4 protein-coding genes and 1 pseudogene are annotated in these 13,698 nt (G+C 57.1%); all 5 read left to right on the forward strand.

Translation table 11 applies throughout. The features are described from left to right. Positions 1–5 precede the first annotated feature (5 nt). The 5 genes and pseudogenes from LOY70_RS07745 (at position 6) to imm2 (ending at position 13,664) form a co-directional block, all read left to right on the forward strand. Positions 6–11,897 carry a filamentous hemagglutinin N-terminal domain-containing protein gene (locus LOY70_RS07745; protein WP_265035210.1) on the forward strand — a complete coding sequence of 3,964 codons (11,892 nt, stop codon included), beginning with the start codon at positions 6–8 and terminating at the stop codon, positions 11,895–11,897. A gap of 2 nt (positions 11,898–11,899) precedes the next feature. Then, complete coding sequence (locus LOY70_RS07750) at positions 11,900–12,310, forward strand: hypothetical protein (protein WP_265035212.1); 411 nt, start codon at positions 11,900–11,902, stop codon at positions 12,308–12,310. A 152-nt stretch (positions 12,311–12,462) separates the two neighbouring features. Continuing rightward, positions 12,463–12,606: pseudogene (locus LOY70_RS07755) on the forward strand (transposase); the annotation flags it as partial. 39 nt (positions 12,607–12,645) lie between these two features. Continuing rightward, a complete protein-coding gene (locus tag LOY70_RS07760) occupies positions 12,646–13,311 on the forward strand; it encodes a deaminase domain-containing protein (protein WP_265035214.1) in 666 nt (221 codons plus the stop codon). Further along, entirely contained in the window at positions 13,311–13,664 is a 354-nt protein-coding gene (gene imm2, locus LOY70_RS07765; RefSeq protein ID WP_265035216.1) for an Imm2 family immunity protein, read from the forward strand. Before LOY70_RS07760 ends, imm2 begins: the two co-directional genes overlap by 1 nt. The last annotated feature ends 34 nt before the right edge of the window (positions 13,665–13,698 follow it).

A 13,698-nucleotide genomic window follows, 5' to 3' on the forward strand; every position in this document is an offset into this window, starting at 1 on the left:
TGAACATGGACGACCGTCAACACGCCTTCCTGGCCCGCCAGCCTTCAGCCGTACTGAAAAACCGCGATCAGTTCTGGGGCATGCCCAAGCGCGGCCTGGCGTTCCTGTTGGCCAACGTCATGTTCTGGCAACCGATGTGGGCCCAGGCAGAAGGCATTGTGGTCAGTGCGCCGGGCACCGGCCTGGACCAGGCAGGCAACGGCGTGCCCATCGTCAACATCGCCCGGCCCAACGGCAGCGGCCTGTCCCACAACCAGTTCACGGACTACAACGTCGGCAGCAACGGCGTCATCCTCAACAACGCCACAAACCGCACCCAGGCCACGCAACTGGGCGGGATCATCCTCGGCAACCCGAACCTCAACGGCACGGCTGCCACAACCATCCTCAACGAAGTCAACGGCGGCAACCCCAGCCAGCTGCGTGGCTACACCGAAGTGGCCGGGCAGTCGGCCCACGTCATCGTCGCCAACCCCTATGGCATCACCTGCAACGGCTGCGGTTTTATCAACAGCCCGAAGGTCACGTTGAGCACCGGTAAAGCGGTTATCGAAAACGGCCAGTTGAACCGCTACCAAGTAGATCAGGGCAGTGTCGCGATTGAAGGCGCGGGCCTTAACGCCAACAACGTCGACCACTTCGAAATCATCACCCGCAGCGCCAAGATCAACGCCGAGATCCAGGCCAAGAACCTGACGATTGTTGCCGGCCGCAATGACGTCAACGCCGACACTTTGAGCGCCACCGCCCGCGCCGATGACGGCAGCGCCAAGCCGCAATTGGCTATCGACTCTTCGGCGTTGGGTGGGATGTATGCAGGCGCCATCAAGCTGGTGGGCACCGAGGCCGGGGTCGGGGTGAAGCTGGACGGGAAGTTGATTGCCAGTGGGGGGGATATCCAGCTTGATGCCAATGGGCATTTGAGCATGGTTGATGCCTCGGCCAGTGGAGCCGTGAACGTTAAGGCGGCCAGCCTCGATGCCCGTGGGCCGGTCTACGCCGGCACGACGTTGAACGCGCAGACTCAGGGCGATCTGACCAACCAGCAAACCCTCGCGGCGCGGGACAGTATCGTCCTCAATGCGGGTGGGCAGTTGACTAACAACGGCATTATTGAAGCCGGCGTCAACGCCGATACCACGCGCAACACGACGGGTGATGTGAGCGTTACTGCGCAGAACCTGAACAACAGTGGCAAGAGCATCATCGCCAGCCGGAACCTGACGGCGAACGTTGCGCAGACGTTGAGCAACCAGGGTGGCACCTTGAGTGCCGGGCAGGCCGGTACGGTCAATGCCGGGATCCTGGATAATCAAAACAAGGGACAGGTGCTGAGTGCCGGCGTGTTGAACGTGACGGCCAATCAAGCTTTCAACACCAGCGGAGTGATCAACAGCACGGGAAATTTGACGAGTGCCGTCGGCCAGCTGAATAACAGTAACGGCGAAATTTCCAGCGCCGCCATCACCCGCCTCAACGGCTCTTCTCTGAACAACCGTGGCGGCCAGATCCTTGGCGACCTTGGCTTGAACATCGATCTCAGTGGCGCGCTGGATAACCGCGACGGTCTCCTGGGCTCGGGTAAAAGCGTGGATCTGCGCGCTGCCACTCTCGATAACCGTGACGTTGGTGTGGTGGTCAGTGACGGCACGCTAACCACCCGCATCAGCGGATTGCTGGATAACCAGAACAAAGGTGAAATCAGCGCCAAGGGTGTGATGGATGTGCGCAGCGCCAGCCTTGACAACCGAGGCGGCAAGATCAGCGGCAAAGACACCCTGACCGTGACCGGCCCTTCGACCGATAACCGGGGTGGCGTGATCCAGGCGGACAAGCACCTGAAGCTTCAGGTCAGCCAATTGGATAACCGTGATAAAGGTTTGATCAGTGGCAAGGCCAGCATCGCCTATGAAGGCACGCGCCTGGACAACGCTGGAGGTTTGTTCAGTGCCGTAGGTCCGGTCACCCTTGATGCCGCTGAGGTGCAAAACGCCGCCGGGCGGATATCGAGCCAGAACGACCTCACCGCTACTATCGGTCTGCTGCAGCAACAGGGTGGGGAACTGGTTGCCCAAGGTAATCTGAAGCTGACCGGTACCACCCTCGACAACCGCAATGGCGGGTTGATCGGCACCACCAAGGCGCTGACGTTGAAGGTCGATGAGATCGACAACCGTGCCGGCGAGCTGTCCAGCAACCTGTTGTTGAACATCGAAGGCCAGCGCCTGCGTAACAGCGAGGGGGGCAAAATCCTGGCCGGCACAGACCTGCAAATGGTCGTTGCCAAACTGCTCAACCAGAGCAAGGGCCTTATCGTCGCCCAAGGCTCGACAAGCCTCAAAGGTACTTCGCTGGACAACAGCGGCGGCAGCCTGAACAGCCTTCAAGGGCTGGATATAACCCTCGATGACGCCTTGCTCAACATCCAGGGTTTGATCAATAGCGAAGGGACCCTGACCGTCAATGCTGCAAGCCTGGACAACACCGGAGCGAGCCTTGGCAGTGCCGGTGCATTGTCTGTGACCAGTCGCGGAGCCTTGCTCAACAAAGGCGGCTCGATCAGCACCGACAGCACATTGATCGTCAACAGCGTCAGCCTGGACAACAGCCAAAAAGGCCTGATATCTGGCAACGCCATCACGCAGATCACCACCGGTGACTTGGATAACAGTCAGGGCGGTCGCCTCATTAGTGGCAGCACCCTGGAACTCACCGCTCACCAGGTCGATAACGCTGCTGGCCGGATTGCCAGTCAAAAAGCCTTGACCGCTTCGGTGACCGGGCTCGATCAGCAGGGCGGTGAGCTGTTCAGTCAAACCGGACTGGATCTGGATTTGAACAAGGGGCAATTGAATAATCAGGCTGGCCTGATCAACGCCACCGGCCCGTTGTTGCTGAAAAACCTCAACGGTGTGAACAACCAGGGCGGCGAGATATCCAGTCAGCAAGCGTTCGACTTAACCGCTACTGACTTGAACAATAACAGCGGCAAGCTGCTCAGCAACAAGGGTCTGACCCTGCGCATCGCGCAAGTCCTGGATAACATCAAAGGGGTGATCTCCGCCGCCTCCCTGGACAGTCGCAGCGCCAGTCTCAACAACAATGAAGGCCTGATCAGCAGCTACGATCGGCTCGAACTACGAACCGACAAAACCCTGGATAACCAGAGCGGCACCGTCGTCGCTGACGGTGAGCTCCTGCTGGTCGCCGGGACGCTGGATAACCGTAGCGGTGAAATCGCCGGCAAGGCCGACGCCATTGTCCAGGCTACGTCACTGGACAACCGCAAGGGCCAACTGATCGCAACCGGTACCTTGCAGGTCACCGCCGACACGCTCGATAACCGATTGAACGGTCTGTTGGGCGCAACCGAAGCCATGACCCTGGCGGTCAATGAGGCCGATAACCGTGGTGGCGAAATCACCACTAACTCCGACCTGACGATCATCGGCAAGACATTCGATAACCGTGACGGTGGCAAAGCCTTCGCCGGGCAGGCCATGAAGCTGACCGTCGATCAACTGCTCAACGGTAACAAGGGCTTGCTCAGTGCTACCTCGACCCTGACCGCGAAGGGACATTCGCTGGATAACACGGGCGGTAATCTGCTGAGTGCGCAGAACATGCACCTGGACTTGACCGGCGCCTTCGACAACAGCGAGGGCCAGGTCAACAGCGAAGGTGCCTTGACCGTCGAAACCAGCGAGCTGACCAATACTCAGGGCAGTCTTTCCAGTGCGAACGATCTGAAACTCACCAGTGACACCAGCATCAAAAACCAGGGCGGCCGCCTGATCACCGATGGCGCGCTTACGCTGGTCAGTGCCAGCCTCGACAACAGCCAAGGAGGCAGCATCAGTGGCAAAGGCGCGGTAACCGTCACCACGGGCGCGTTTGATAACAGCCAAGGCGGCCGATTGACCAGTGCCGCCACGCTGGACCTTGTCGCAGGCCAGGTCACCAATCAGGAAGATGGCCGTATCGGCAGTCAAGATGCCTTGACCGCGACGGTTACCGGTCTGAATCAACAAGGCGGCAAGTTGTTCAGCAATACCCGCCTCAGCCTGGACATGCAGCAGGGGCAGCTCAACAACCAGGGCGGCCTGATCAACGCACCGGGTGCCTTACTGCTCAAGCAACTCAAAGGCGTCAACAACCAGGGCGGTGAAATTTCCAGCGCCCAAGCCTTCACCCTGACCGCCCAGAACCTGGATAACAGCAACGGCAAACTGCTGAGCAACCAGGTCCTGACCCTGCGCATCGCCAACGCAATGGACAACGTCAAAGGCCAGATCGGCGCGGCGGCGCTCGATGTACGGGCGGCCAGTTGGAACAACAGCGGTGGCAGCCTGATCAGTCGTGGCGATCTTGGACTCACCGTAGATGGACTGCTGCGTAACGATACCAAGGGGTTGATCAGCGCGGCGCAGGCCATGCATATCGCCAGCGCTGACCTCAACAACCAGGGCGGCACGTTGTTGGGCGTGGGTTCCGTGACTCTCGACGCAATGGCACTGACTAACCGCGACAGCGGTTTGATCAACAGTCAGGGCAAGCTGACAATCATTGGTACGAGCCTGGATTCCAGCAATGACGGCGAAGTTTCGGCCAAGGGTGATATCGACCTTACACTGACTTCGCTGACCCAAAATGGCGGGCGCCTGCTAGGTGACAACGCGGTCACGGTAGATGTCGCAAACGGCGAACTCGACAACCGCAATGGCCTGCTGACCGCCAAAGGCCCGTTGACTCTCAAACGCCTGCGTGACCTGAGCAACCAGAACGGCGAAATCTCCAGCAACCTCGGCTTTGATCTGATTGCTCGGGCGATAGACACCACGGCTGGCAAAATCATCAGCGGTGAAAAACTGCTGGTCAGCGGCACGAGCCTGACCAACCGTAAAGGCCTGCTGTCCGGTTGGCAGGGGCTGGAGGTCACAGGCGACAGTCTGGACAACCGCGACAGCGGCACGCTATCGAGTCGCAACGGTGATGTGGCTGTGGACCTCAAGCAGGCTCTGCTCAACAGCAATGCCGGTGCGCTGGTTAGTCAAGGCAACCTGAGCGTCAAATCAAAGAGTCTGGATAACAGCAATAAAGGCATCCTCAGCAGTGGTGCGGGACAGACCCTGGAGCTTAACGGCGAGCTCAACAATAGCCTTGGCGGTCTCATCGACAGCGGTGCCGGGCTCGGCATTACCGCCGCGGCATTGACGAACGCGGATGGCGTCGTCAATGCGCAGCAGGTTATCGATGCCGAGGTGAGTTCCCTGAACAATACCAGCGGGCAGATCATCGGCAATGCAGCACTGACGCTGAAACTGCTCGGCAGTCTGAACAACAATAACGGGAAACTGGCCGGCGCCGGCCCGATGCTGATCAAGGGTGTTACCGATCTCAGCAATCAGAAGGGCCAACTCGCCGGCCAAAGCACGCTGACCCTGCTGACCCAAACCTTGGATAACAGTCTGGGCGGGACCGTCGCCGCCAACGATGCGCTGCTGCTCACCGCCAGCGGTGCGGTTCGCAACAACGCTAACGGCTTGATCTACAGCCAAAAGGCCGACGTGCAGATGCAAGCGGCCAGTCTCTTCAACGCCCAGGGCACGATCCAGAGCCAAAACGGCCTGACCCTCGATATCAGCGGCGACCTCGATAACCAGAGCGGCAGAGTCATCGCTCAAAGCGGAACGACCTTCGTCAAGGCCGCCAATATCGATAACCGTGGCGGTACATTATCGAGCATCCTGGGCGCGCTTGAAGCCCGGACCGTTGGCGTACTGCGCAACGGCTTCGACCTGAGCAACAGCAATCAGCGGGGCATTATCCAGGGCCAGGCACTGAAACTCACTGCCCTGGCCGGCCTGAACAACAACGGCGGGCGGATGTCGGCGCAAGGCGGTGACGCAATCATCACCGCCGCTGCCTTCGAAAACCGTGGCGGCACGCTCTACGCCAAGGGGCTGGCTGGTATCACCGGTACCAGCCTGGACAACGCCAGCGGTCAGATGGCCGGTGACACTATCAACCTGAGCCTCACCGAAGCCCTGAACAACCGCACAGGCATCATCGAAAGCGACACTCAACTGACGGTCAAGGCAACCAGCCTTGATAACCAGGGCGGCCAACTTCGCTCACTCGGCAACTCAGGCAAAACCAATTTCCAGATCGGCGGCTTGCTGGATAACCGCAATGGTGTCCTGGAAACCGTCAACACCGACCTGACACTGGCCGTTGGCAGCTTTCTCAACGGCGGTGGGCAACTCAACCACGTAGGGCTCGGGACGTTCGATATCTCTACTGCCAACGTGATGGGCGCCGGTGGTGGTATCACCACTGGCGGTACGCTGGCGCTGAATGCCGACACTTGGATCAACTCCAGCGTGATCCAGGCCGGACGGCTCAACGTTGATGTGAAAAATTTCACCCAGACGACCAGTGGCCAACTATTGGCCACCAGGCATTTGCAAGGTCGCGGGACAAACTGGACCAATAACGGACTGATCGCCAGTGACGCCAGCCTGGATCTGCAACTGGACGGTAGCTACGGTGGTAATGGCCGGGTGTCGAGCCTCGGTGACTTGTACTTGGGCGCGGCGCAGCTGAACTTGAACGCGGCCTCCAGCATTGCCGGTGGCGGGGGAACCACCGTCAAGGTCGGCGGACAACTGAGCAACGCGGGCAGACTGACGTCCAATGGCGATTTAACTGTCGAGACAGGGAGCCTGAGCAATACCGGCACCTTGGGCAGCGCACAGTCGTTGAGGGTAAAAAACCCTTCGTTGATAAACGACCATGGGCTGATTTTCAGCGGGCGGGATACGGCGCTGGAGGTCGACAGCGCGACCAACAATTATGGCGATTTCTATAGCCTGGGTGACCTCAGCGTTAAAGGCTATAACGGCGCGGCGCGGGCCAGTGTGCTGGAGAACATCTCCGGGGTCATGGAAAGCGCCGGGAACATGTCCATCAATGCCACCACGCTGAACAACCGTGGCGAAAAGTTCGAAGTTGCCCGCAAGCTGATTTCTTCATTCATTGCCGTGCATTGCAACGATTGCAGTGGCGACACCTACTATGTCGATTATGGGCTGCGTGAAATCTATGAAGGGTCGGTGGTCGACCAGTCACCCACAGCGAAGCTGACCGCCGGCGGTAACTTTACGTTCAACGGTGGAGACTTCCTCAACAGCCGCAGCGAAGTGACGGCGGCTCGCGACATCACCATCGCTGCCAATAATTTCAGCAATATCGGCGCGGCCGGTGGGACCATCGAACGCACCCGGATTTTCAGCGCGCCAGGGATTACCGACGGTACGCACAATCGATTTGCCCTTGGGGCGATGTGGGAGTTCAACAAACGCAACGACAACGGGCCATTGACCTTTCACTACATTGATGATGTCGGGCAATTCCGAACCACTGACTACGCGATGGAGAGGTATTACCAAAAAGGTAGTGAAGAGGAGCGCATGATCCTGGTGGATAGCGTAACCAGGAAAAAACTGAATGGATATGGCGCATGGCATAAGCCTGAGCGCTATGAAACTTCCGAATACGACCCCGACAACCTGCTGCCTCTTCCTGCTCAGCTCACCCGTTACAACGTGAGTAGCGACGTTGAGGTTTCCAGGGACGGTGGGGCTGTTCAATCGGCGATCGTCCAGGCCGGTGGCAAAGTCAGCATCAATGCGGCGCAAAACCTGAGCAACAGCGTCGTACACGAAGATTACGCTTTCAGCGCGGGCGTCGACCGTCGACAGAACACCTTGGGTGGGGGCACTGGCAAGCCGGTACTGGCACACATCAATAGTCAGCTGCCGCCTGACCTTTCCAAGCAGCAGGTCAACCCACTGAGCCTGCCGGGTTTCGTATTGCCGACGGGGCAAAATGGGTTGTTTCGCCTCAGTGGCCAGGGAGCGACGACCCAGTCGATTTCCTTGGCGCCGACCGGATCGCCGGGCTGGAACCTGGGCAATTCAGACGTTGGTATATTGCAACGTACGACGGTGGTTGCCGACGGCCCGCGCACCCTATCGGTCAATGGCCCCACCGCAGTCGCAGACAGCCAGCGGGCGGTCTTCCCGGTCAGGCGTGTGCCGTTGCAGGCCGTGGAAAACGCCAGTGCTTTTGACGCCTCGGTCCTCTCTACTACGACGGGTGTCGATTTGCGGAGCGACGTCAAGGCGACATCGGTCAATCAGCCCGTCAACCGCGTCACCGGTCTGCCGGACGCCAAAACCCCGTCCAACGCTCATAAATACCTGATCGAAACCAATCCGGTACTCACGAACCTCAACCAGTTCATGAGTTCGGATTATCTGCTGAAGAACCTGGGCTACGATCCGGACACCAGCGCCAAACGCCTGGGGGATGGCCTCTACGAGCAACGCCTGGTCCAGCAAGCCGTAGTCGCCCGTACCGGCCAGCGTTTCATCGATGGCCAGACCTCCGACGAAGCGATGTTCAAGTACCTGATGAACAATGCCATCGCCAGCAAGGATCAGCTGAACCTGGCGCTGGGCGTGACGCTCACGGCGCAGCAAGTCGCCGCCCTGACCCATGACATCGTCTGGCTCGAAGAGCACGAAGTGAACGGTGAAAAAGTCCTGGTGCCGGTGCTGTACATGGCCAACGCCAATAACCGGCTAGCCGCCAACGGCGCGTTGATTCAGGGCACTGATGTAACGCTGATCGCAGGCAAGGACCTGACCAACTCCGGGACATTGCGAGCCAGTCATAATCTCTCTGCCACAGCCGGCAAGGATCTGGTCAATAGCGGACTGGTGGAGGCGGGGAATCGACTGGACCTGCTGGCCGGCAACAACGTGGTGAATAAAGCCGGCGGGATTATCGCCGGGCGTGACGTGAACCTGGTAGCGGTCAGTGGCGACGTGATTAACGAGCGCACCGTGACGGCCTTGGATTCACGCTATTCCAGCACCACGCTGCACCGCGATTATGTCGACAGCGCCGCCCGGATCGAAGCAGCCAACGATCTGACGATCTCGGCCGGCCGTGATGCCCTCAGTACCGGTGGGGTGATGAAAAGTGGTGGCGATACTTATATCGATGCCACTCACGACATCAACGTCCTTGCCGTGGAAGAACGCAACTCTGGCGAACAGTCTCGCTTCCGCAGCGAAACGATCACCCAGCAGAGCGCCAGCATTGAAGCCGGGCGGGATCTGACGCTCAAGAGCGGACGTGACATAGCCGTGGTCGCCAGTGACATCACGGCGAAGCGCGATGTGTCGATGACGGCGGCCGAAGATCTGCTGCTGTCATCCGATGCCGATGAAAACCACAGTTATTCCAGAGTCCGCAAGACAACACGTCAGAAAGATAATGTCGCGCAAGTCGCTGCCACCGTGGAAGCAGGAGGCGACGTTTCGCTGAAGGCTGGCGGTGACATGGCACTGGTCTCCAGTCGGATAACGGCTCAGGACGAAGCGTACTTGGTGGCCGCGGGGAAAGTGGAACTGCTTGCCGCTCAGAACAGCGATTACTCGCTGTATGACATGAAGAAAAAAGGCGGGTGGGGCAGCAAGAAAACCCAGCGCGATGAAGTCACCCACGTCACTAACATCGGTACGCAAATCAGCACTGGCGGTGATCTGACGGTGCTCAGCGGCGGCGACCAACGCTACCAGGTGGCCAAGCTTGAAAGTGCCCAGGACATCAACTTGAGCAGTGGCGGCGCCATCGCCTTTGAAGGCGTTAAGGACCTTCACCAGGAGAGCCACCAGAAAAGCCGCAACAGCATGACCTGGAACTCCGCCAAGGGCCGTGGCAACACCGACGAAACCCTGCGTCAAAGCCAGTTGGTTGCCCAAGGTGACTTGGTCATCAACGCCGTCAACGGCTTGAACATCGATATCAAGAACATCAACCAAAACACCGTCAGCCAGACCATCGATGCCATGGTCAAGGCCGATCCACAACTGGCTTGGCTCAAGGAAGCCGAGGCGCGTGGCGATGTGGATTGGCAACTGATCAAGGAAACCCACGAGTCGTTCAAATACAGCAGCTCGGGCATGGGGCCGGCGGCGATGTTGGCGGTGATTATTATTGTCACTGTCCTTACTGCAGGGGCCGCGAGTGCGGCTGTGGGAACCGCAGCCAGCGCGACAGCGGGTTCGGGAACGGCCATGGCTGCTGCGGGCACCGCAACAACCTCAGCCGTAGCCAGCGGAGCTGCCGTCGGTTCAACCGTGGGGGCAGGGCTGGGGAACATCATGGCATCCTCCGTGCTGACATCGATGGCTAGCGGGGCCGCGGTCAGCGCGATTAACAACAAAGGCAACCTGGGCGCCGTCTTCAAAGATGTTTTCTCTGCCGAAAGCCTGAAGGGTTATGTGCTGGCAGGCGCCTCAGCGGGTATCGCTTCGCAGTTCGGGTTTAGCGCCACGGATTTGAAGTTTGATCTAGCCAGCGCTCAAAGCGTGGCTATCAAGTTGGCTGCTGATGCCGCGGCCAAGACGGCAATCATGGGGGGGAGCCTGAAGGACAACCTGGTTGCTTCGGCATTGGGTTCGGCCATCAGTATTGGTGGTGCGGTTTCGGCCAATAAGATTGGTGACATCACCGTTTTTGACGACGGCAAGCTTTCAAAAGTTGTAATGCATGCGGCGCTGGGTGGATTGATGGCCGAAGCCATGGGCGGGGACTTCCGCACAGGCGCTATTGCTGCGGGGGCGAATGAGGCGTTGGTGGACGCTCTTGCCGATAAATTGTTACCGGTCGGAGTCGATAGAAACAGCCCGGAGTATCAGCAAGGCGTAAGCAAATTGCTCGCGGCCTCCCAACTTATAGGCGTATTGACGGCGGCGTTTACAGGGGGGGATGCGTCTGCCGCGGCGGCAGTGACGGCAAACGCAACGCAGTACAACAACCTCGACCACCCATCAGCAGAGCGCCTGCTCAAAGAGCTTCAAGGTTGTCGGGTGACTGCAGGGTGTAGCGCAAATACCATCCGTGAGATTATCGGGCGGTACGAAGCGCTGTCTGCCGAGCGCTCCATGGCTATCAATGCCTGTAAGAGTAGAGCCTGTGTAGAGGGGATCCAGAGCAGCGCGGTTTCACTGGAGGCACCCGTCGCCAAGGACCTGATGGACTTCCTGCGTCGTAACGTCTCTTACGATATGGCCGGGTTACTCACCGGGAATCCAGGGGCTGTTGCTGTTCCATCGCAGGGGGTTGATGGCTGGGGCGCGCTGTTTACCTCCGACAAGCAGATGGCCTTCGCCAAGAACCTGAAGGAAGGTTGGCTGACGCCGGGCGAGTGGGCAGGAGTCGATCAATGGGTCAAGGAGACCAGTTGGCTTGATCAACAGGTTGGACGGCAGTTGTCGCTGTTTGAGCGGGCTGGGTTGTTGACTGAGCTGAAGACTACCTTGAGCATGGAGATTCTGGGTAAAAGTCCGGTAGTTGTCGGTGTTACTGTTCCGAAAGGGGGAGCGGCGGAACAAGCGACTCCGCCAGGCTCGAAACCTGGGTCCCCCGCGTCGCAAGCAGATGGCGATTTTGGCTACTTAAACCAGCCAGTGAATAAAACAGCCGCTTTTTTTGATGCTTACGCTTCAGCCAAAGGGTTTATTAAAAATGGTAGGATCGGTGCTGCTGATTTGGAAAAGCTGGTGCCGCCAGGTACGCCGAATAGTTTCATACCCTCAGGTACAATTGCCGATGGGAGCAAATTTCAATACAAATGGAATGGTCAAAAAGTCGAGATAAAATGGCATGCGCCTGATGCGAACGCTGCTGCTAAGTTTCCTGGCTCAAATGCTGGCTCTGGATGGACTGCACAAATAAAAATAGGAAACAAGCTGCTTGGTCAAGATGGCTTGTTGTACAGGCAGCCTTCCAATACAACGCATATACCGGTGGATTTTTAATTATGAAGAGTTTTGAATACTACGTTGCGCTGCCAGATTCAATGACTGACAAAGAGCTCGATGTTGAATTTACAGAGTTGTTGGATGGTTTCGAGTCGCAAAGTGTCGGGCAGAGCGACTTTGTAAAGTCACTTTTAGAATTAAGTGATAGGCAGTGGCATACTTATAATGTTTTGGATGTTGGTATAAGGGAGCGGGTTGAAGATTGCTTGATCTCCGTGTGGAATGGGTGTGATCGAGTGTTGGTTGAAGATATTATTAGTATTATGGTGAGGTTGGGGCTCGAGAAAATAAGAGTGTTTCTATGCTCCTGTTCATCAATAGATGTGTCGCCGGAAGTTTTTAATGAGATTTCACTTGCGCTTTCTGAATTGGGTGGCTCAGTTGAGGATCCGTACAGAGGTATGCGTTAAAGAGACGGAAAGGCACAAAAGGAATACCAGCCACAGAGGCTGCTTTGTAAGGGCAGAACCGGGCAGAACCGGGGACAGACCACGTTATCTGTGCGTTTCTCAGATAGAAAACGTGGTCTGTCCCTGGTTTTCCACGTCAGACCATTCCGATTGATCAGATTCGATTGATCCGTGATGCTTTGCAGCGAGGTCAGTTGACGGGCACAAGTCGTTTCGTAGATGAGGTAGAGCGGATTGTTGGAGTGCGGGTAGAGCAGCGAGGGCAGGGGCGGCCGAGGGCTGAGTCAGGAAAATAAATCTGTCCCCTTTTTGGTGTGTTTTCCAGAGTACCTCGGTTGCGCGATGACCTGTACAGCCTGACGGAATCTGAAGCATCCAGGCTTGACATGGAACAGAAAGCAACGCTAGCCATGTCGGCGTTCAGCTTGGGTCAGTCTGTAAGGAGCATCGGGAACTTTTTGCAAGGTCTCATCGGTCTTGGAGAGAGCACTGCTATACTCGTTAAAAATGCGGATGAGGCTGCGTTAGCCGGGGCAAAAGCGACTGGGACGGTGATCGATACCGCTCCGATGGCCCAGCGGGTCATGGATGTTCGAGCTGGATTGCCGTCTAATTTAAAACGCAGTGGTAACGTAGCTGTCGCGGAAATAGATATTCCCGGAATACCTAAGCAGATGGCTGCGCACAGCCAAGTCTCTGATGCCGGTAAAGGGCTTATTGGCTCTGGAAGTGGAAATTTTGTGGCTCAATCTGTACCCCACAAGGCCGGAGATATGGTTTATCGGGGAATAGATACGGAATACAAAATCCTAGACAACATTGCTGATCAGTTGGGAAGCAATACCTCCGCAAGAGGGACTGTAAATATTCTTACGGAGAAAGCAGCTTGCGCAAGTTGTCTAAACGTGGCTGAGCAGTTCAAGGCGAAGTATCCCAATATCACAGTTAACATTCTTGATAATCAGGGCGTTATGCTCCGTCCGCCGAGGAAGATGCCGTAATGGAAGAACGTGTGACTTATGGTGAAATCCGGGCTTGGTTTCTGGGCAGCTATTACAACTATTGCAGGGTCAAGCTCAGCCACCAAAGCCTATGGGCTGAGGGAGAAAGCGAAGTAGGCTATGCCTACAGTGAGCTTGAGAACTCCTTTGATTTGCCTATTGAGAAATTAATGTTGGAAGTTTTAGCGCTTATTCTTTCGGCGGGCAGGTCTTCGGAGAAAGTCAAGAAACATCATCTTGATATTGTCCATGGATTGCTAAAGGAGATCAATCTGTCTTCTGTTCTGGATGATTTGCCTTCTGATGAGGCAGCAGAGCTAAGAGATGATCTCAGAGTTTTAGGTCTTTATTAATTAGCCCTGGGAAAAAGGGGACCGGGAAAAAGGG

It is taken from the genome of Pseudomonas sp. B21-054, assembly GCF_026016345.1.
GTDB lineage: Bacteria > Pseudomonadota > Gammaproteobacteria > Pseudomonadales > Pseudomonadaceae > Aquipseudomonas.